A 21,625-nucleotide genomic window follows, 5' to 3' on the forward strand; every position below is an offset into this window, starting at 1 on the left:
GCAGCGCCCCGTCCGGTGAAAAGCCCTCTAGGCATACCAATTGAGTCGGTCAACTAGAAAATTACAGAAAAACGACAAAGATCCGAACCCACCCCCTCGCCCACGCCTTCGCCCGAAAACAAAAGCTTCCGCCAAGCGACGCGGCGCATCCCCCACACCAAACTAGCGCCCCGGCGCGTCCCCAACAAACCAGGAAACCGGTCGGCTCCAGACCGTCGGCCAAATCTCGTCCAGCCTCAGAGGATCATAAAGGCGACCATTCTTCATCACAGCGCTGATCTTCATGGCATTGGCAATGTCGACACGCGGATCGGCATCCAGGATCAGCAGGTCCGCAAACTTGCCCGGCTCCAGGCTGCCGACATCGTCGCTGTGGCCAATCACCTCCGCCGAACCGATCGTTGCAGCCTTCAACACTTCCATCGGCGTTGCGCCGCCGGCCGCGAAGGCCTGCATCTCCCATTGATAGCCGAGCCCCTGCATCTCGCCATGGCTGCCGATGCCGACCAGCCCGCCGGCGCGCTGGATCGCAACCGCATCGGCGGCGATCAGCTGCCAGCTTTGCGCTTCGGGCGGCATCCAATGGCGGTTGCGCAATTTTTCGCTGACGATGCCGGGCGGCACGAAATGGCGGAACTTGGGGTCGTCTTGCGGGCGCTTGTTGATGATGAAGTCGAACAGGGCAGGCGTCGTGCCATAGGCGACCGAGATGGTGGGGGTGTAGCTGGTGCGGCTCTGTGCGAAGAGGCGAACGATATCCTCGCGCAGCGGTGACACCGGGATGCTGTGTTCATTGCCCGAAAAGCCGTCGATCGCGTGGGTGAGGTTGAGCACCATGTCGCTGGCGCCTTCGGTCGTGGGCATCATGCCCAGTTCCTTCGCCGCCTCGACCATATATTGGCGCTGGGCGCGGTCGCCGATCATGTAGCTCTTGATGTTCCGCGTGCGATAATGGTCGCGATAGCGGGTGAGGACGTCGAGCGCATCCTGCTTACTGTGAATCTCCGCGTTCACGAAGACACCGGGACCGGTGGACCATGCGCGCGGCCCAAGCATCATGCCCGCGTCGATCATGTCCTGATAGGCGAAGACATCGGTGGTGAATGGCTGGACGTCGAGCGCAGATGTCACGCCATAGGCAAGGTTGGCGGCGAAATCCCAATGCCCCTTGTCCTGAATGCCGCGCCTTATCTCGAACCAGTGGGCATGGGTGTCGACGAAACCGGGGACGATATATTTGCCGCTGACGTCGCGCACGCTCGCGCCGGCCGGCACCGCCAGCGAACCGGACGGGCCGACCGCGACGATCCGGTTGTCGGTAATAAGGATGTCGGCATTGGCGACCGCATCCTGCCCGCCCGCCATCGGCAGGACCGTCGCCCCGCGCAGCAATATGCTGCCCTCGGGTATGTCGCGCGGCAGTTCGACCGGGAGCACAAAGCTTTGCGCCGACGCTTCGCTGCCTTCGGGCGGGGCCGCCAGCGCCTGCGCAAGCGGAAGACGGCGGAAGGTCGCGCCGACCGACCAGGTGACGGTCGCGCCCTTGTCCGCCCAGTCGGTGAAGTCGGCGCCGATGCGGGTCAGCTTTGCTCTGGCGACCGTGGGGGCTGAGAGGTTGATCGTCGGCGGTTCGCTGCCATTAGCGGGCGGGACATCGAGCAGATAGATCTGGCTGAAGGACTTGACGAGCGCATGGCGGCCATCGGGGCTGAGGCGTACCTCCTCGACCGGCGCGGGTCCGGGGAAATATTGGCCAAGGCCGGGCGCAAGGACGCGCAGCTCCACCTGCGGGTCGCCGCCGGCCAGCGGCACCGAACTGACGCCGGCCGGACTGTAGAAGAGCAGCCGGCCGTCCTGCGCGAAATGCGGCAGGCGCGCGCCCATGGCATGAGCGATCAGCGTGGCGGACCCGCCTTGCATCGGCATGCGGATGAGGTCGGTGGGACGCGATGGATCGATTTCCGACACGGCGCGCAGCCGGTCATAATGGTTCGCCCGCAGCGCGACGACGCCCTTGCCGTCCGGAGTGAAGATCGGTTGCGTATAATAGGCGGAGAACTGCGTCAGGCGCTTCGGCTTGCCGCCGCCAGCCGGGACGGTCCAGACATGTCCGCCGTCCTTCGCGGTCCAGCTGACATAGACGATGCTCTTGCCGTCCGGCGACCAGGCTGGCTGGAAGGCGTCTTCGGCGACGATCTTGCGCGGCGTGAAGTTGGCGGCGAGATTTTGCACATAGAGCCCCCCCAGCGCGGTAAAGACCACGCTTTTCCCGTCGGGCGACTGGCGCGGCGCCTGCACCACGCGAACGCGGACCGGGCCATCCTCTTCCTTCTGGCGAACACGGGTGAGCGGACCGAGGCCGAGCTTCACCGGCGCGGTGAAGGGGATATCCGTTCGCACGCCGCTGGCGATATCGAGCCGGGCGAGCTTGCCCCCGACACTCATCAGCAGCGCCTTGTCGCCGGGCATGAAGGTGAAGCGCGGCAGCAGATCGGCGTAATAGCCGCCATCCTGCCCGTCCCGGTCGATCGGGAAGGCTATCCACCTGTCCTCGCCCGTTTCCAGATTGCGCAGGCGCAGGCCATCCTTCTGGTTGTTGCGGCTGGCATAGGCAAGCAGCCTGCCATCGTGCGACAGGGCCGGCCGCATCGCACCGCCGGAGGATTGAATGACGGTTTCGTCTTGCCCGGTCTTCAGATCGCGCCGCGCGATCGACCAGTTGGGCAGGTCATTCTCGGTCCAGGTATGGCCACGCTTGGTCGCATAATAGAGGGTGCGGCCGTCGGGCGCCGCGACGGCGCCCATCGCATTCATCTTCGCGTCCCAATTGTCGGGGGAGCCAGCCTTGGTGATCTGGATACCGCTGCCGCCGTCCCTGTCATACATGAACAGTTCGAAGGCGAGGATCGAGTGAACGGTGCGGGAAACGGTGACGAAGCGACCGTCCGGCGACCAAGCCGGCGAGGAATAGATCGCGACCGTCTCGTCATGCGACAGCTGCTTGAGGCCGGTGCCGTCGACATTGGCGATCCAGAGATTGGTGACACCGGACCGGTCGGAGATGAAGGCGAACTGCCTGCCGTCGGGTGAGAAGACGGGATTGCGTTCGAACGCCATGCCGGTCAGCAGAGGGCGAGCCGCGCCTCCCCCGACGTCGAGGGCGTAGATATCGCCAAGCAGGTCGAACAAGATCGTCTTGCCGTCGGGCGAGATGTCCGGCTGCATCCATGTGCCTTCGCTCGCCTGATAGTCCAGCGTCCTGGTCGGCTGGAGGCTGAGCCTCTCCTTCTCCTGCGCATGCAGAACGGCCGGGCTGAACGGAGTGGCGGACAGAAGCAGGGCGGCAAGAAAACGCATCGCGGCCTTTCCGGCAGGAGAGCAGACAGAAGACGGGACCGCCCGCCACTTGGCAAGCGGTCCCGTTCATTTTTGGACCTTACAGGCTCCAATCTGCGCGCAGGCCGATGGTGCGCGGCCGGATGATCGAGCCTTGCGGCGTGGCGGCATCATTGGCGAAGGGCGCATTCAGCACGCCATATTTATCGAAGACGTTGTTCGCGAAGGCCATCAACCGTATCTTTTCGCCAAGGCCGACCGAGGCGCGCAGGTCGAAGACGTTGAAGTCGCCGCGCCGCGACACGTCATCGAAGCTGGTCGGCGCCGACGAGAGATAGCGATGCGCAATGTCGAAGGTCGGCGCGCCCGACACATCGGCAAAGGTCAGCGTCAGATTGTTGGAGACCGACCATTTGGACGAACCGGGCAGCGTCGTCCCCTTGGGATAGCCGCCCAGCCCGGCCACGTCGAACGGATAGGGCAGGAACTCGGTGATCTCCGCATCCTGCCAGGTCACGTTGCTGGAAAAGCGGACCATCCGGTTGACGTTGACCGTGCCCGAAAATTCCACGCCGTTGATCCGCGCGCCGCCGGCATTGACGACATAGGAGAAATAGGACGGCGCCGGACCGAAGAGGCGCGCCTGGATATTGTTCCAGTCGATGCGGAAGCCGGTCAGGTCTACGGCGAAGCGGCCGTCGGGCGTCTGCGCCTTGATGCCGGCCTCGTAATTCTTGACCTTGTCGCTTTCATAGGCTTGCGGGATGCTGGGCAGCAGGCCGGCATTGGGGTTGATGCCGCCGACACGGAAACCTTCCGAATAGGTGGCATAGGCCATGATGTCCTTCGACGGGCGGAAGGCGAGCGTCACCTTGGGCGTAAACCCGTCTTCCTTCTGGTTCACGCTCCCGCTGCTGTCGGTCGGCGTGTAACCGCCTGGATAGCCGCCCAGCGCGCCGGCCTGGTTCAGCACGTCGGCCTTGGCGGTGGTGTCGAAATAGCGGCCGCCCACGGTGATCTCGAACTGCTCCACCGGCTTGAACGAGAGTTCGCCGAAGATACCGAAATCCTCGTTCGTGCTGTGGGTCAGATAGCCATAGAGCCGATCGCCCGGCGTCAGCTGCGCGCCGCTATAGCCACCGAACAGGCCGGGGTTGGCGTCGATGAAGTCGACCGCGCCCGCCTGGAAGATCTGGTCGTAGCTGTTCTTCTTCGCCTGCATGTAGCTGACGCCGACCAGCCACTTGAACGGCCCCTCGCCCGCAGAGGCCAGCCGCGCCTCGACCGTCTTGATGAGGGCGTCGGCCTCGCCGAGCGAATAGGCGGCGCCGTCGCCGGTGGTGACGCCGGTGACATAGGCATAGGGATAGGAGAAGACGGTCGTGTTGTTCTTCTTCGTGACCGATCCCAGCACCGTCAGGTTGGCGATGTCGCCGATTTCCTGATCGAGGCGCAGGCTGCTCATCCAGAAGTCGGTCTTCTGTGTTTCGGCGCGCGGCAGGTTGCGGACATAGGGATTTTGGAGGTCGAGATAGGTCTGGTCGTCGAGCTTGCTGTCCTGATAGCTGGACAGGAACGTCACCTTCGTCGTTTCGCCCAGATGCGCGACGATCGATCCGCGCAGCCCACGGCTGCGGAAGTCGTTGGAGCCGTTCACGCCGATGCCGGGATTGTCGAGATAGCCTGCGTCCGACCGCTGCATGGCGACGAGGCGCACGGCCAGCTGATCGGCGACCAGCGGAATATTGACCATCGCCTTGGCGGCATAGTTGAGTTCGCCCGACGCATTCTTGGTCGTGCCGACCAGACCCGATGCGGCGGCGTCGATCTTGCTGGCGTCGGCAACGTTGGCGACATAGTTGACGAGACCGCCAAGCGTCGAGGAACCGAAAAGCGTGCCCTGCGGACCGCGCAGCACCTCGACCCGCTGAAGGTCGAACGTGTCGACATCGGGGATGCCGATCGGGAAACCCGGCTCCACGATCGGCACTTCGTTCAGATAATAGCCGACCGTGGTCTGGCCCTGCTCATGATAGGTGGTGGCGGCGACACCGCGGATCACGACTTCGGAAATGCCGGGCTGATAATCGTTGAAGACGACGCCGGGCAGGCGCGTGATATAGTCGGACAGGCTGTTGGCGTTCATCGCCTTCAGCTGATCGCCGGTGACGGCGCTGATCGACAGGGCGACCTGGCGGATATCCTCGTCGCGCTTGCCGGCGGTGACGATGATGGTGTCCCCCTCCCCTGCGGCGGGCGCCTGGGCCATGGCCGGCGTGGAGAACAGGGTTGCCGCCGCGAGCGCGGCCAGACTGGCAGACTTCACATGCGTAATCGTCTTCATGCTTCTTCCCCTTCAAGTGGGAAGGCCGCCGTGTTCGGATCGGCCTTCCGAAACTGTCACTTCATGCGCTGAACCGCTCCGTGCCGTTGACGATGGTGCGCAGCACTTTCGTGTCGCCGGTCCGGGCCGGGTCGATCGCAAACAGGTTCGCATCCATCACCACGAAGTCAGCCAGCATCCCCGGCGCAATTCGGCCGAGCCGATCATCCTGAAATCCGGCAAAGGCGTTGGTCGCGGTGTAGGCGTGGAGCGCCTGCGCCATGGTCAGCTTCTGTTCGGGCAGCCAGCCGCCCGGATTGGCGCCGTCGATGGTCTGGCGCAGCACCGCCGCCGCGACTCCCGTGAGGGGATCGAGCGGGGCGACGGGCCAGTCCGACCCGAACGCCACCTTCGCCCCGGCGTCGAGCAGCGACCTGAAGGCATAGGTGCCCTTCAGCCGTTCCGCCCCGACACGCTGGATCGCCCAGCGGCCGTCATCGATCGCATGATAGGGCTGCATCGACGCGATGACCTGCTGCCTGGCGAAGCGCGGGATGGCGGCGGGGGCGAGATGCTGCGCATGTTCGATGCGGAAACGACGATCGCGCGCGCCATTTTTCGCAGCAGCCGCCGCGAAGATATCGAGCGCCTCGTCATTCGCCCTGTCACCGATGGCGTGGATCGTGATCTGGAGACCGGCCGCGTCGGCATCGTTGGTCCATTGCTGGACGTCGGCCATTTTGTGGATCGGCATGCCGCTATTGCCCGGCGCATCGTCATAGGGCTTGTAGAACATCGCCGTGCGCGACCCCAGCGATCCATCATATTGCAGCTTCAGCCCGCCCCAACGCACCCAGTCGTCGCCGCGCCCTTCGGCATCGACCAGCGCCTTGACCTTCGCCCAGTCCTGCAACGGCAGGAAGGAATAGAAACGCATGTCAGTTTCGCCCTTGGCGCGCAGGCGGCGCAGCGCGTCATGGGTGTGCCAGTCCAGTTCGGTCGTATGGACCTGGGTCACGCCCTTCGACAGGCCATGGGCGATGCCCTTGCGAACCGCCGCTTCGCGGTCGGCTTCGGTCGGCGCGGGAATGGCGCGCTTGACGAGGTCCATCGCGGCGTCCTTCAGGATGCCGGTGGGGTTGCCGTCCTTGTCGCGGACGATGACGCCGCCCGGCACTTCGGGCGTGTTACGGTCGATGCCCGCCAGCTTGAGCGCCAGGCTGTTGAGCGCCAACATGTGAAGATCGAGCCGCTGCACCGCGACGGGCGTATCGGGAGTCACCGGGTCCATCCAGCGGCGGTCGGGCAGTTCGCCGCCCCACAATTCAGCGTCCCAGCTGCCGCCCTGCACCCATTGGCCGGGCTTGAGCGCCTTGGCTGCGTCGCCGACGATGCGCGCAAACTCCTGCGGACTTTTCGCCTCGCGCAGATTGGGCTGGGTCAGCAGGTCCGACCCGATCAGGAAATGGGTGTGGCAGTCGATGAAGCCGGGCATGACGAAGGCGCCGCCCAGATCGACGATGCGGGTCGCCTTGCCGGTCTGCGCCTTGACGGCTGCTGCACCCACCGCCGCGATCCGCCCACCGACGATGCCGATGGCGGACCGTGCAGGCATGCCCTCCCCGGTCCATACCGTCGCGTTCACATAGGCGGCGTCGAGCACCTGCCCCGCCGCCCAGCTGCGCCCGCACATCATGGCCAGCGCCAGCCCGCCCGATGCACCCGCCAGCCATTCGCGACGGTTCATGCTCATGCCCTGTCCCCTTCTTCCGCCTGTTCCAGCCGATCGTCATTGTAGAGCCGCATCCAGTCGCGCAGCGCGCCCGGCGCCATGCCGCCGACAATCTCGTTGATGCCGGTGCGGGACTCGTCGCGGCCCAGCTTGAACCTGCCATCGATCGCGCGGACATGCGCGCGGAAGGCGATGATGTGCGGCAGCATCGCGGGCAGGCGCGCCTCGGCGTCGCTGACCTTCCACGGCGCGGCACGGCCTTCCTCCATCACATCGGTCAGCCGTTCGATCGCCTCACGGGTTTCCTCGGCCACGAACGCGACATCGACCTGGACAATCGCCATCGCATAATTCCAGGTCGGCACCCAGGTCGGACTGCTCAGCAATTCGGGCGAAATATAGCCTTGCGGCCCGTTGACCAGCACCAGCGCCTGCGGGCTTTCGCGCAGTTGCGCGACCTGGGGATTGGACAGGGCGCAATGGCCGAACAGCGACACGAGGCTGCCATTCTCGTCGCATTCGGGCAGCAGCGGCAGCGGCGTGGCGCCGAAGCCGTCAGGGCCGAACGAGACGAGCCAGCAGAGCGGGTTCTGCCGGACCAGCGATATTATATCGGCCTGGGCGCATGGCGCATATTTCATGCGAGTGACAATCACGCGCACTGGACCCCGCGCAAACATCCAATTCACAAAAGTGAAGGGGTCCAAGCAAAAAGGCCGGAAACATGTTCAAGGCGGCAGTGGACGGCGATGCGTCCTGATCACTCAGGCGGGAAAATCGCGGACGGCCCTGCCGAAAGCAGCGGGCTGCTCTACATTTGCCAGGTGGGCAGCATCGAGCATGACGAGGGTCGCACCCGGAATGGCATGGGCGAGCGCCTCGCTATGGGGCGGCGGGGTCGCAGGGTCGTGCGATCCGCCGATGATGAGAGCCGGCCTCTCGATCAACGCGCCAGCGCGGCGCATGTCCATGTCGCGAATGGCCGCGCAGCAGCCGGCATAGCCCCTAGGGTCGGTCGCCTGAAGCATCGTGGCGATGCGCGCGATCGCATCCGGGCTGGTAGCGGCGAAGGCCCTGGTGAACCAGCGCTCCACCGATGCCTGGGCGAGCGGGGCCATGCACTGTGCGCGGACCAGCGCAATGCGCGCGTCCCAGGCCGAAGGCGGCCTGATTGGCGCTGCCCAGGATCACATCATCGATCGCGGCAGGATCGAGGCCCGTCCGTTCGATCAGGGCCTTGAGCGGGATCGCCGCGAGATCGTCGGCACGGACGCTCGCCAGTGCACCGCGGTAGCGACCGACAGGCGTGCGGACGGCATCGCAGATAAGGCGGACGATGACCATCGCCTGCGACTGCATGGTCGCGACCGACAAGACATGCGGCCGGATAGTGGGCACATCGAGAATGACCGTCTCGACTGCTTCGATGGTGATTGCCGCTGCCATATAATGGAAAATGCCGTTTCGCTCCGACATGATACCTATTGGGTATCGCGCGGGCTGATGCCGACGGATTTTCTCAGGCGCTCGCTTTCAGCGCAACTCGCGCGATCATGTCCGATGACGCCAGGTAGAGATGCGCGCCTTTCGGATCGATGCAGATATTGGCGATCGCCTTGCCGGTGGCGATGATGCCGAGCAGCGCGCCTTGCTCCGCGCAGACATGCACCCCGCCCGGTCCCGTCGCGAAGACATGGCCGTCAGCGGCGACCTTGATCCCGTCGGGCAGGCCGGGACGTCCTTCGGCATGGTAAGCGCGCATGTCACGGAATTGCCTCTGTCCGACGGGCAGGCCGCGCGCATCCATATCATAAGCGATCACCTCGGGCCGTTCCTCGTCGGACAGGGCGAGGTAGAGCGTGCGGCCGTCCGGCGACAGCGCCACGCCATTGGGGCGGCGATGCTGGCCGTCGAGCAGCGTGACCTCACCATCGGGCGTCAGCCGGTACAGGCCATTATGATCGAGTTCGCGCAGGGGCGACGTATCGCCATCGGTCAAACCATAGGGCGGGTCGGTGAAATAGAGGACGCCCGACGGCGCGATGCACAGGTCGTTGGGGCTGTTGAACCTTTTGCCCTGAAAGCGATCGGCCAGGATCGTGCGGCGACGGGTACGCCGGTCGATACGCACGATCGCCCGCGTCCCGCTGTCCGCCGCAACCAGAGCGCCTTTGCCGTCGAGCGCCAACCCGTTAAGGCCAGCCTCGCGCACGCCGGGCGGAACTTTACCCTGATAGCCGGCGGGCGAGAGGAAAGGTTTCGCGTCTTCCCCCTGCTTCCAGCGCCAGGCGATATTGGCGGGCGGGTCGGTGAAGAGCAGACAGTCCTCCCCCGGCACCCAGACCGGCCCTTCCGCCCAGCGAAAGCCGCTCGCCACTATCTCGATCGCGGCCGACGGGTCGACGATGCGGTCCAGCGCCGGGTCGATCCGCTCGATCCGGCCGACAGGCGCCGCCATGCCGCGGGCCGACAGCAGCGGCAGGCTCGCAAGCCCGGCAAGGACGGTCCGCCGATCGGTCAAACGCCGATCCTGACAGAGGTCCGCTCGGCAGCGGAGCGATAGATCGCCTCGATCACGCGCAGGTCGGCCAGCCCCTCCTGCCCCGCCACGATCGGCGTCCTGTTGTTGAGGATGCATTCGGCCAGATGGTCGAGCTGGCCGGCAAACTGGTTCTTCGCCGGCGCGGGCAAGGTTCGGGGCGCGGTGACGCCATCCTTGCGGATCGTCATCGTCTGCCCGCTGTACGGCGTCGCCGGTTCCATATCGATCCAGCCCTCCGTGCCGATGACGCGATAGCCATTATGCGACGAGCTATAGCTGGAAATGCAGTTGGCGACGATGCCCGACGGGAAGCGGAGCGTGAAGCTCAGACGGTCCTCCACCGTGCGGAAGCGCGGATCGTTGCGATCGGTGGATTCGATCGCGCTGACCTCGACCGGTTCCTCGCCGGTCAGGTAGCGCGCGGCGTTGAGGCTGTAGATGCCGATGTCCATCATCGATCCGCCGCCGGACAAGGGCCGATCGAGCCGCCACTGGTCCGGCCGGATCGGAAAGCCATGTTCCGCCGTGATGAACCGGGTGGGACCGACATGACCGCCGCGCGCCAGATCGATGGCCAGCCGGTTATAAGGCTCGAACCGGGAGCGATAGCCGATCATCAGCTTCTTTCCGGCCTTGCGGCAGGCGGCGATCATCGCCTCGCACTCCGCCGCCGAAACCGCCATCGGCTTTTCGCACATCACATGCTTGCCGGCCTGCGCGGCGCGGATGCTATATTCGGCGTGCAGGCTGTTGGGCAGCACGACATAGACCGCGTCGATATCCGGATTGTCGCGGATGCGGTCAAAATCGGCATAGCTGTAGCGATGGGTCGACGGGATACCATATTGCGCGCCATATTGCTCCAGCTTGGCGGGCGTGCCGCTGACCAGAGCGACCAGCCGGGCATGATCGCAGCCGGCGAAATTGGGCATGATCTGGCGCGTGGCATAGGAGCCGAGGCCGACCACCGCATAGCCGATCCTGCGCGAAGGCGCGGTCGCCGCGCGCGCAGCCATACCGGCCAGCATCATGCCAGCGCCAAGGCCGCCCAGCAGTTCACGACGGGAACCTGTCGCCATGCGAACCTCCTTATTTTCTGGCCCGGTTACAGCCGGACGATCAGTCGGCCGCCCGGCCAAGCGCGGGCCGCAGCCACCCCAGATTACGCGCCGCGATGGCGGCCTGGGTGCGGTTGCGCACGTTCAGCTTGCGCATCAGCGCGGTCATGTGAACCTTCACCGTGGCTTCGGCCATGCCCAGCTCATAGGCGATCTGCTTGTTGAGCAGCCCCGAATGGACGCAGCGCAGCACCTTCATCTGGGTGGGCGTCAACTGCGGCGGTTGCGGTGCGCGGCGATCCTGATGATCGAGAATATCGTGCAAATCCGTTGCGAAGTGCATCCGTCCTCTCCCTGTTCGATCCGATCTGTGTGCGCCAGCAATTGGCCCGCTGGCTGCATCGGAATCGGTAGCGCTAACGATAAGAGAATCAGTCAGACAGGTTCAAGCGAAAATTGGCCAATTTGAGGATTTTTTCTAGTTCAGGGCAAAATTACGGCTATAACCTGTCTAACAGATTTTGGGGTCCGGTCGATCGAATCGCCGGATTCGCGCAGAATGAGAAAGGGGAGAGGATGGCGTTACCAGTTCGTCGATCGACTTCGTTTGTCCGCGGACGGCGACGCCGCGCCGATCATGGGATCAACGCCCGATGACTCCGGCGGATTACCGGCTCGTCCTGTCCGCCGTCATCGGCATCGCCCTTTCCATCGCGCTCATCATCCGGGGCAGGCTCCATCCCTTCGTCGGCCTGCTCTGCGGCGCCTTCACCGTCGGGCTGCTCGCCGGCCTGCCGATGGAGGAAACCGCCAAGGCCGTGGAAAAGGGCGCGGGCGCGATATTGGGCGGGACCGGCCTGGTCGTGGCGCTGGGCCTTGGCCTTGGCGCGATGCTGCAATTGTCCGACGGCGCGGGTGGTCTGGCGCGCGCGGCGTTGCGCGTATCGGGCGTGCGTGGCGCGCCCTGGGCCAGCCTCTTCACCGCGATCGTCATCGGCCTGCCGCTCTTTTTCGAGACTGGGCTGGTGCTGCTGCTGCCGATCGTCGCCTCTGCCGCCGCCGCCCTGCCCGCGGGGCAGAATGGCGACACGGCCAAGCTGCGGCTGATGCTGCCCGCGCTTTCGGGCCTGTCGGTGGTCCATGCGCTGGTGCCGCCGCATCCGGGGCCGCTGCTGGCGGTCAACGCGCTGGGCGCCAATCTGGGGCTGACGCTGGTCTACGGCCTGATCGTCGGCATCCCGACCGCGATCATCGCCGGCCCGCTGCTGGCGCGCTTCACCGCGCCGGGGGTCAAGCTCAGTCCGCCGCTGCTCGATCCGGTGAAGGTCGATGTGCCCGTCCCCTCGGTCGGCCGGGCGCTGACCGCCGTGCTGCTGCCGGTGGCGCTGATCGCCGCCGGGCAGGCCGTGGCGCTGATGCCGCCGGCGGTGGCCGCCCATTTCCACTGGCTCGGCTGGGTCAGCGATCCGGTGGTGGCGCTGCTGGTCGCGGTGCTGGTCGCCCTGCCCCTGCTGTTCGGCCGCCGCATTACCGATCGCAACATCCAGAATGCGATCTGGACCGAGGCGATGACGCCCGCAGGCGGCATCATCCTGGCGATCGGCGCGGGCGGCGCGCTCAAGCAGGTGCTGGTGACGGCGGGCCTGTCCGACATGCTGGTGCGGATCGCGGACGGCGGGGCGATCTCGCCGCTGCTGCTCGCCTGGGGCGTGTCGGTCTGCATCCGCCTGGCGACCGGGTCCGCGACGGTAGCGACGATCACCACGGCAGGCGTGATGGAGGGGCTGGTCGCCGCGTCCGGCGTGGAGCCGGAATGGATGGTGCTGGCCATCGGCGCGGGATCGCTGTTCTTCTCCCACGTCAACGATCCCGGCTTCTGGCTGGTGAAGAGCTATCTGGGCACCGACATGCCCGGCACGTTCAAGACCTGGTCGATCATGGAGACGGTGGTCGCCATTGTCGGCCTGCTGCTGGTGCTCATCGCCAGCAGCATCTTCTAACCATGGCGCTGCTGGCACTTGTCGCCAGCAGCCTGTTCTGACTAGGGGATGGTCATGAGTCCGTTCGACAGACAGGTGCCCCGATGAGCCAGGCGCGGCTTTCCGACCATGTCTATGCGGCGATCGTCGACATCATCAAGTCCGAGGGGCTGGAGGTCGGCGCGCGCCTGCCGTCGGAGGCACGGCTGGCGGAGATGTTCGGCGTGTCCCGCGCGATCGTGCGCGAGGCGCTGATGCGACTGGCGTCGGACGGCATCACCGAGGCGCGCCGGGGCGCTGGCTCCTTCGTCAAGAGCCGTCCGTCCGAACGGCTGGCGGTGTTCATGCCGTCGACCGAACTGCCGACGACGCTGGGCAGCTATGAGGTGCGCTTCGTGCTGGAGGCGGAGGCGGCCCGGCTCGCGGCGACCCGCCGCACCGCGCAGGAAATGGCGCATGTCGAGGAAGGCATGGAGATGCTGCGCGCCGCCCTGCTGTCAAGCGAACCGGCCCATGCCGAGGATATGGAGCTGCACCGCCGCATTGCCGAGGCGACGGGCAACCCCGCCTTCCTGATCGCCTTCGACGCGCTCCACGCCGATGTCGACAAGATCATGCGCGCCGGGGTCGACATCAGCCGCTCGCGCCCGCCGGAGGTGATTGCGACCATGCTGCGCGAGCATGAACAGATCGTCGACGCCATCCGCGCGCAAGACCCCGAAGGCGCGGCGCTCGCCATGCGCTGGCACTTGTGGGAAGGACGGCGGCGGCTGATGCCTTGAGCCGCGCGTCTTTGTGGGCAATTGCGACGACGCCTATCCACACAATCCCGTGAATGGCCGGGTCCAATGCCAGATGAACCGTCGCAACTGGCGGCGACTGGCAGATGGACGAAATTACCTCGCAAACCCTTGCATTTCAGCCGTTCTTCTACGATCGAAGTCGGATGCTGCCCGCAGATGTCGTCTCCATGATGCTTGATCGCCATGCATCCCTTCTCGCCCGGAGCGGACGCTCTCCAATCAACCTCGAATATGAGGAGATACAAAAGTGGTGCGAGCAAAATAGGATTTCTGACTCCGAACTGACCGAAGCGATGGCGATAGATGTGGCACGCCGGTATAGTCGGCATGAAGTTTCCTACCGGCCTGCCGACTGGATCATGAATAATCTCTTCTTCGCATTGGCCGACGATCCCAAAAGCGGGTTTTCCGAACTGTTCGTGGATATCTTCAATGCGTTCGATGCCGGGGAATATGATCGGAGCAAGGATCGGAGTTCGGAACCGAGCGAATTATATACTCGCCCCAGCATCACGCGGATATTGGAACGTTTGGATAGCATCCAGAAACGCTGATCTCGATCATATCGGCTCTTGATCGAACCGATCCATGCGCACGAAACTCGGCATCTGCCTCAAGAAGGCGCGCTATGACAGTGAGGAGGAGGCGTGGGCGGTAGTCCATCGGGCGGATATCGTGCTGCGTCCCTATCGCTGCGCCCTGTGCCGCAAATTTCATCTGACCAGTCGCACCAAGGGCATGCGGATACGGCCCCCGCTTAAAGACAGCCCGTGACCTGATGGCCACAGGCCGCCCGGAAACATCCTATTTTTCCAACACAGACCGATTCACTCTGTCCTATTTCGCACCGGGCGGCCTAATCCGAACGCCTCTTTGAACCGTCCGGCATGCCCCGCCCCTCCGCCTACGCGGGCGCGTACAGTGTGAACTTCGGCGGAAAGTCGCGCGTTTCAGCGCAACCAGGCGAGCGCACGATCGCGCAGGTCGGTCGGCGGGGCGTCCGTCGTCAGGATCATCGCCCCCTCCTGCGGCAAGGGCGGCTCAAGCGTCGCCAACTGGCTGTCGAGCAGGCTGGCGGGCATATAATGGCCGGGCCGATTGTTGAGCCGCGCCAGCAACTGGTCCCGGCTGTTTTCCAGCAGGATGAAGCGCACCGGAACGCCGATCGCCGCGCGCAACCGCTCGCGATAGACGTGGCGCAGCGCCGAGCAGGCCGCGACCGCCACGCCATGCGCCACGACACTCGTCGCCACCGCCTGCCCCAGCCGGTCGAGCCAGGGCCAGCGATCCTCGTCGGTCAGCGGGCAGCCGCCGCGCATCTTTTCCACCGCTTCGGCCGAATGGAAGCTGTCGCCTTCCAGAAAGGGACAGTCGAACGCTTCGGCCAGCAGCGCGCCCAGCGTGGACTTGCCGCAGCCGCTGACGCCCATGACGATGACCGCCAAAGGCGATGTCAGGGCAGGATCGACAGATGGCGGCAAAACGGCGTCCCTTGCAGGCAGGCGACGCCTGATCGGCATCGCGATGAAGTCCCCCGGCTATACCGACCGATGCAGGTCCATGAAAACTACGACCTTTGTCGCAAGTGCCAAGACCCGCCCCCGCCTCTAGCCATGCGACCCAAGGCGATAATGGCATGGAGAGGCAGCTATGATCGGACGCAGCATGATCGCGGCTTTGCTGGCGGCGACCACCCTTGGAGCGCCGGCCTGGGCCGCCGGCACATCGGTTTTCCCGGTCGCGCCGGACGAACCCCATGCCGTGACGGTCAAGGCGAAGGGCGACGGAAAGGCGGACGACAGCGCCGCGATCCAACAGGCGCTGGACCAGGCCCGCGACAAGACCGGCCATGGCATCGTCTTCCTGCCGTCGGGCACCTACCGCATCACCCGATCGCTGATCGTGCCGGCGGGCGTGCGCGTCTATGGCGTCGGGCCGACCCGCCCTGTCATTCTGCTTGGCGCGAACACGCCGGGCTTCCAGCAGGGCGTGTCGACCATGGTCATCTTCGCCGGCGGCGACCAGTATCAGGTCGGCAAGGTGCCGGTTCCAGTGCCGACCGTCGTGCCGCGCGACAAAGTGGTGCGCGACGCCAATTCGGGCACCTTCTATTCGTCGATGAGCAATGTCGACATCGAGATCGGCGCGGGCAATCCGGCGGCGGCGGGCGTGCGCTTCCGCATGGCGCAACATGCGTTCCTCAGCCATATGGAGTTCCGTCTCGGGACAGCCTTCGCCGGCGTTTATCAGGCGGGCAACGTTATCGAGAATGTCCATTTCCAGGGCGGCCGCTATGGCATCGTCACGGAAAAGACCTCCCCCGCCTGGCAGTTCAGCCTTCTCGATTCCACTTTCGACGGACAGCGGGACGCGGCGATCCGCGAGCATGAGGTCGACCTGACGCTGGTCAATGTCGCGATCCGCAACACGCCCGTCGGGATCGAGATCGACCGCGGCTATAGCGACAGCCTCTGGGGCAAGGATGTCCGCTTCGAAAATGTGTCGAAGGCCGGCGTCGTCATCTCGAACGAAAAGAATGTCTTCACCCAGGTCGGCTTCGACAATGCGCTTGTCGAGAACAGCCCGGTCTTCGTCCGTTTCCGCGACAGCGGCAAGACCGTGGACGGCAAGGGGAAAGCCTATAAGGTCGCCAATTTCTCCTACGGCCTCGCCATTCCCGACATGGGCCACACGGGCGAATATAGGACGGAGGCGGACATCCAGTCGCTGCCTGCCATGCCCGCGCGGCGCGAAGGGGCCATCCGCGACCTGCCGCCGATGCGCGAATGGGTGAATGTCCGCACGCTGGGTGCGATGGGCGACGGCAAGGCCGACGATACCGCCGCGATCCAGAAGGCGATCGACAGCCACCGCATCCTCTATTTCCCGGTCGGCTTCTACAAGGTGACGGACAGACTGACGCTGCGCCCCGACAGCGTGCTGATCGGCCTGCATCCCGCCATCACGCAACTCTATATTCCCGATGATAATCCCGCCCATGCCGGCCTCGGCCCGGTGCTGCCGATCCTCGAAAGCCCCAGGGGCGGCGACAATATCCTGTCGGGCCTTGGCCTGTTCACCGGCCGGATCAACCCGCGCGCCTCCGCCTTGCTGTGGCGATCGGGAGGAAAGAGCCTGGTCGAGGACGTGAAGATCATGGGCGGCGGCGGCACGCCGACCGCCGATGGCAAGATGCTGGGCGCATTGCGGGTGAACACCGGCGATCCGGTCACGGACGGACGGCTCGACGCCCAATATCCCAGCATCTGGGTGACGGACGGCGGCGGCGGCACCTTCGCCGACGTGTGGAGTCCCAACAGCTTCGCCCAGTCGGGCCTGCACATCACCAACACCAGCACGCCCGGCCATGTCTATGAAATGTCGGTCGAACATCATGCCCGCAACGAGATCGTCCTCGACAATGTGCAGAATTGGGAGTTCCTGGCGCCGCAGACCGAGCAGGAAGTGGATGACGGGCCGGACGCCATCTCGCTCGACATCCGCAATTCGAGCAATCTGCTGTTCGCCAACTATCATGGCTATCGCGTGACGCGCACCTATGCGCCGGAAAAGAGCGCGGTGAAGCTCACCAATTCGAGCGATATCCGCTTCCGCAACGTCCATATAAACGCCGAGAGCGGCTATGCCACTTGCGACGACGAAGGATGCGGCACCTTCCTGCGGGCGAGCAAATATCCGTTCGACAATGCGATCGAGGATGTAAGTCGCAAGCAGTTCGTGCGCGAGCGCGAGTTCGCGAAACTGGATATCGGCGCGGCCGATCGCAAAATCGCACCTGCCTCACCCAGCAGCGCCAGGGTCGAGAAGCTGGAGGACGGTTTCTGGTCGATCTCCGGCGCGGCGGTGGACGCCAGGGGGGCGCTCTATTTCATCGACCGCCGGTTCCAGCGCATCCATCGCTGGACCGAAGCGAAGGGACTGGAGATCGTCCGCGACAATGCGCTCGACCCGGTCAATCTGGCGATCGACGGATCGGGTCATTTGCTGGTGCTGTCCTCGCTGGGATCGAAGGGCGGCGTCTATTCGGTGGACCCAGAGGGGCCGAAGGACCAGATGACCTTGATCCAGCCGACCCCGGTGCGGACTGGCGGCGCGGCAAAGACGCTGCTGCCGGTCAACTGGTGGAATAATGGCGAATTCCGCGACCAGCTCGATCACAACACCTACGAGTTCACGACGCTCGCCGAGATGTTCGCGCGCGATGTCGGCACGCCCAAGGCGAAGGAATATCTCTCGCCCGACGGGAGCCTGTCCCTGCCTGCCTTCCGCACCTGGCAACAGGGGCCGATCGATCACACCGGCTGGCGCTGGTCCGATGGCCTGAACGCCAATGGCCTCATCGGCGGGAAGGTGGGCGAGCGCCTGTTCGTCACCAACGGGTCGGAGAATGTGACCTATAGCGGCACCGTGGGCGCGGGCGGCACGCTGACCAACCTGAAGCGCTTCGCCAATCGCGGCGGCGAGAGCGTCGCGGTCGATGGCCAGGGACGCGTCTATGTCGCGAACGGGCAGGTCTTCATCTACAGCCCCGATGGCAAAGAGACGGGACGTATCGATGTGCCCGACCGGCCGTTGCAGATCCTGTTCGGCGGGCCGGACAAGCGCACGCTGTTCATCCTGACGCATCATGCGCTCTACGCCGCAAAACCGTGAGAACTGCGCCGTTTTCGCCGCGCCTACGACCTATGTCGTAAGTGCGGTGGCGGGGGCCGCAGGATAGACAAGGGACAATCGCCCGCCATGGGCGTCGCCGGCGCCGGGAGGGCAGTCGGGCATAAAGGGGAAGGATGAATGAACGTGCAGATCGCAATCCACCGACACCTGACCAGCGTCAGCATCGCCGCCATGGCATCGATGGCGCTGGCCGGCGCTGCGCAGGCGCAGAGCGAACCTGCGCCGGCAGCCCAGACCATTGCGCCGCAGGACACTGCGACGGATGAAGCGCCGCGTGCCGCCGACATCGTCGTGACCGGATCGCGCATCACTACCAGCGGCTTCAACGCACCGACGCCGACCACCGTCATCGGTGAGGAGCAGATCGCCAACAATGCGCAGCCCAACATCTTCAACACGATCGCGCAGTTGCCCTCGCTTCAGGGATCGACCGGCGCGGCGACCGGCACGTTCAGCACGTCGAGCGGCCAGCAGGGCCTCAGTTCCTTCTCGCTGCGTGGCCTTGGCCCGATCCGCACCCTGACCCTGCTCGACGGCCAGCGGGTGGTCGGCGCCAACGTCACCGGCGTGCCCGACATCAGCATGTTCCCCCAGTTGCTGGTGAAGCGCGTCGACGTCGTGACCGGCGGCGCGTCGGCCTCCTACGGATCGGACGCGGTCGGCGGTGTCGTCAACTTCATCACCGATACGCATTTCGAAGGGTTCAAGGGCAATATTCTGGGCAGCATCACCAAATATGGCGATGATGAGACGGCGCTGGTGCAGGCCGCCTATGGCAAGTCCTTCATGGACAACCGGCTGCATATTGTCCTTAGCGGTGAATATGACCATGAAGGCGGCGTCGGCGCGGGCGATTTCGGCACGGACCTGGCCGGCAGCCGCGACTGGTATCGCGCGACGACGCTGATGAATACCGGCATCACCAATAACGGGCTGCCGCAATTCAATTACCGCGACTATGCGCAGCCCTATCAATATGCCCGCTATGGCCTGATCAACAATGGCCCGTTGCAGGGCATCGCCTTCGCCCCGGATGGCACGCCCTATAATTTCCAATATGGCTCCAACGGCCAGCCGCTCGGCAACGGCCGCGTCAGCAACTGCTATCCGGGCAACAGCTTCTGCGAAGGCGGCGACCTGTCCGGCGCGCCAGGATCGGGCGCATCGCTCAAATCCAAGCTGGAGCGCATCAACGGCTATGGCCGGGTCGGCTTCGACTTTGCCGAGGACAATGAAGTCTATGTCACGGTCAATGTCGCGCAGGTAAAGACGAATAACCAGCCCAGCCCCGGCTATGGCCGCGCCAGCCTGACGGTGCAATGTTCGAACCCCTATCTGCCGCAACTGGTCCGCGATCGCTGCGCCAGCGCGGGGATTACCAGCTTCGGCTTCGGTTCGTCCAACGCCTCCTTCCCCGATCCGCAGGTCTATACCGACCGCAAGCAGTATCGCTTCGTCGGCGGGGCCAAGGGCAAGTTCGACCTGGGCGGGACTGACTGGAATTATGACGCCTATTACGAACATGGCATCACCATTTCGGACATCCGCGTCCGCGATATCGTTCTCCAGAACCGCTATGTCGCCGCCACCGATGCGATCTCGCTCAATGGCGCCATCGTGTGCCGCGATCCGGTGGCGCGCGTCAATGGCTGCGTCCCCATCAATATCTTCGGCAATTTCGCGCCGTCGGCATCGGCCCTCACCTATGTCGCCCCGCATGAAAATGGCCCGTTCCAGCACACCAAGCTGACGCAGGATGTCGCCAGCCTCAACTTCTCCGGCAATCCGTTCGACCTGTGGGCCGGCCCGGTTTCGATCGCTTTCGGTGGCGAATATCGCCGCGAATTCTATCGGGTGAACGCCGATCCCTATGGCGCGGGCGTGACGGCGATCAGCCCCAACAGCCCGGACTATCCGGCAGACCCGCTGCTCAATTCCGCATTGGGCAGCAACTGGGCCGCCGGCAATTACAAGAATGGCCGTGGCAAATATGAAGTCTATGAAGGCTATCTGGAAGTCGACCTGCCACTGCTCGATAGCGACTCTTTCGGTCGCGCCAATCTCAACGGCGCGGCCCGCGCCACGCACTATAGCACGTCCGGCACCGTCTGGACGTGGAAGGTCGGCGGCACCTGGGATACGCCACTCAGCGGCGTGCGGCTGCGCGCCGTCACCTCGCGCGACGTCCGGGCGCCAAACCTGTCGGAACTCTTCGCCGCCCCCACCGTCACGACCCTGCCCAACTTCAACGACCCGTTCCGTAACCAGGCGGTGCAGGTGTTCCAGAACGTCGTCGGCAATCCCAACCTGCGCCCGGAAGTTGCACGCAACACCGAACTGGGCATCGTGCTGGCGCGGCCGGAATGGCTGCCGGGCCTCAGCCTGTCGTTCGATTATTATAACATCAAATTGAGTGGTGTCGTTTCGTCCCTGTCGGCGGACCAGATCGTTCGTTTCTGCTTCGACGGCAATCAGGCCTTCTGCGGGGGCTTCCAGCTCGACGGGCCGCAGGGCAGCAATTTCGTCAACGTCCAACCGTTCAATCTGGCATCCTGGAAGACCAGCGGCTTCGATATCGAGGCAAGCTATCAGTGGCAGGAGCCGCTCGGCCTGCCGGGCAATTTTACCGTCCGCGCGCTGGGCACGCATATCCGCAAGTTCGTCGTCAATGCTGGCATCGCCGGCGTCGATCCGATCGATCAGGCTGGTGCGAACAATGGCAACACGCCCGATTGGAAATGGCTGGCGGTGCAGACCTATGACAGCGGCCGGTTCAGCCTGACGGTCCAGGAACGCTGGTTCAGCGACGGCACGTTCGGCAATCAATATGTGGTCTGCCAGTCATCCTGCCCGGTCTCGACCACCAACCACCCGACCATCGATTTCAACAAGATGAAGGGCGCCTTCTACGTCGACCTCGGCGCGACCTTCAAGTTCGGCGAGCGTTTCTCCATCTACGGCAAGGTCGACAATCTGTTCGACAAGGATCCGGTCGCCTCGCCGCAGACCAATACCGGCCTGGACATCAATCCGGCACTCTACGACACGCTGGGCCGCATCTATCGCGCGGGTGTCCGCTTCAACTTCTGACAATCGCCCCCGATCTCCCCAACCTCGTCCCGGTCCTGCACGGCCGGGACATCTTCTTTTTCGGAGC

General features: G+C 64.6%; 15 protein-coding genes and 1 pseudogene. 6 read left to right on the top strand and 10 right to left on the bottom strand.

Features of this window, described 5'->3' with window-relative positions; genetic code table 11:
• Positions 1-162 precede the first annotated feature (162 nt).
• The 9 genes and pseudogenes from DM806_RS01985 to DM806_RS02025 form a co-directional block, all read right to left on the bottom strand.
• Positions 163-3,357, bottom strand: coding sequence for an amidohydrolase family protein (locus DM806_RS01985; protein WP_179041596.1), 3,195 nt, complete (start codon positions 3,355-3,357; stop codon positions 163-165).
• A 79-nt stretch (positions 3,358-3,436) separates the two neighbouring features.
• A complete protein-coding gene (locus tag DM806_RS01990; RefSeq protein ID WP_179041597.1) occupies positions 3,437-5,680 on the bottom strand; it encodes a TonB-dependent receptor in 2,244 nt (747 codons plus the stop codon).
• 61 nt (positions 5,681-5,741) lie between these two features.
• Positions 5,742-7,412: an amidohydrolase gene (locus tag DM806_RS01995; RefSeq protein WP_179041598.1), complete on the bottom strand. Its 1,671-nt coding sequence runs from the start codon at positions 7,410-7,412 to the stop codon at positions 5,742-5,744.
• On the bottom strand, positions 7,409-8,032 hold the full coding sequence (locus DM806_RS02000; RefSeq protein ID WP_179041599.1) for an FMN-binding negative transcriptional regulator: 624 nt from the start codon (positions 8,030-8,032) through the stop codon (positions 7,409-7,411). The genes DM806_RS01995 and DM806_RS02000 overlap by 4 nt, the downstream gene beginning before the upstream one ends.
• Positions 8,033-8,155: 123 nt before the next feature.
• Entirely contained in the window at positions 8,156-8,419 is a 264-nt protein-coding gene (locus DM806_RS02005; RefSeq protein WP_372859181.1) for an alpha/beta fold hydrolase, read from the bottom strand.
• 136 nt (positions 8,420-8,555) lie between these two features.
• A pseudogene (locus tag DM806_RS02010) lies at positions 8,556-8,735 on the bottom strand (3-oxoadipyl-CoA thiolase); the annotation flags it as partial.
• A gap of 175 nt (positions 8,736-8,910) precedes the next feature.
• A complete protein-coding gene (locus tag DM806_RS02015) occupies positions 8,911-9,912 on the bottom strand; it encodes an SMP-30/gluconolactonase/LRE family protein (RefSeq protein WP_179041601.1) in 1,002 nt (333 codons plus the stop codon).
• Complete coding sequence (locus tag DM806_RS02020; protein WP_179041602.1) at positions 9,909-11,012, bottom strand: Gfo/Idh/MocA family protein; 1,104 nt, start codon at positions 11,010-11,012, stop codon at positions 9,909-9,911. Before DM806_RS02020 ends, DM806_RS02015 begins: the two co-directional genes overlap by 4 nt.
• 40 nt (positions 11,013-11,052) lie before the next feature.
• A complete protein-coding gene (locus DM806_RS02025; protein ID WP_179041603.1) occupies positions 11,053-11,334 on the bottom strand; it encodes a response regulator transcription factor in 282 nt (93 codons plus the stop codon).
• Between the two features lie 310 nt (positions 11,335-11,644).
• Here DM806_RS02025 and DM806_RS02030 point away from each other — a divergent pair, with 310 nt between their 5' ends.
• The 4 genes from DM806_RS02030 (at position 11,645) to DM806_RS02045 (ending at position 14,547) form a co-directional block, all read left to right on the top strand.
• Positions 11,645-12,991, top strand: a complete 1,347-nt coding sequence (locus DM806_RS02030) for a GntP family permease (protein WP_179041604.1) — start codon at positions 11,645-11,647, stop codon at positions 12,989-12,991.
• 83 nt (positions 12,992-13,074) lie between these two features.
• A complete protein-coding gene (locus DM806_RS02035) occupies positions 13,075-13,752 on the top strand; it encodes a FadR/GntR family transcriptional regulator (protein WP_179041605.1) in 678 nt (225 codons plus the stop codon).
• A 104-nt stretch (positions 13,753-13,856) separates the two neighbouring features.
• The gene (locus DM806_RS02040; protein ID WP_179041606.1) at positions 13,857-14,327 is read left to right on the top strand and encodes a hypothetical protein; all 471 of its coding nucleotides are present in this window, start codon (positions 13,857-13,859) and stop codon (positions 14,325-14,327) included.
• A gap of 34 nt (positions 14,328-14,361) precedes the next feature.
• The gene (locus DM806_RS02045; RefSeq protein ID WP_179041607.1) at positions 14,362-14,547 is read left to right on the top strand and encodes a hypothetical protein; all 186 of its coding nucleotides are present in this window, start codon (positions 14,362-14,364) and stop codon (positions 14,545-14,547) included.
• A gap of 176 nt (positions 14,548-14,723) precedes the next feature.
• On the opposite strand, the gene DM806_RS02050 is transcribed toward DM806_RS02045, so the two are convergent.
• Complete coding sequence (locus DM806_RS02050; protein WP_256869049.1) at positions 14,724-15,254, bottom strand: gluconokinase; 531 nt, start codon at positions 15,252-15,254, stop codon at positions 14,724-14,726.
• A gap of 169 nt (positions 15,255-15,423) precedes the next feature.
• Between DM806_RS02050 and DM806_RS02055 the strand changes: the two genes are divergently transcribed.
• Together DM806_RS02055 and DM806_RS02060 are read left to right on the top strand one after the other, a co-directional pair.
• The gene (locus DM806_RS02055) at positions 15,424-18,447 is read left to right on the top strand and encodes a glycosyl hydrolase family 28-related protein (protein WP_179041608.1); all 3,024 of its coding nucleotides are present in this window, start codon (positions 15,424-15,426) and stop codon (positions 18,445-18,447) included.
• A gap of 138 nt (positions 18,448-18,585) precedes the next feature.
• Entirely contained in the window at positions 18,586-21,558 is a 2,973-nt protein-coding gene (locus tag DM806_RS02060; RefSeq protein ID WP_179041609.1) for a TonB-dependent receptor plug domain-containing protein, read from the top strand.
• The last annotated feature ends 67 nt before the right edge of the window (positions 21,559-21,625 follow it).

The sequence above is a fragment of the Sphingobium lactosutens genome (assembly GCF_013393185.1).
GTDB lineage: Bacteria > Pseudomonadota > Alphaproteobacteria > Sphingomonadales > Sphingomonadaceae > Sphingobium > Sphingobium lactosutens_A.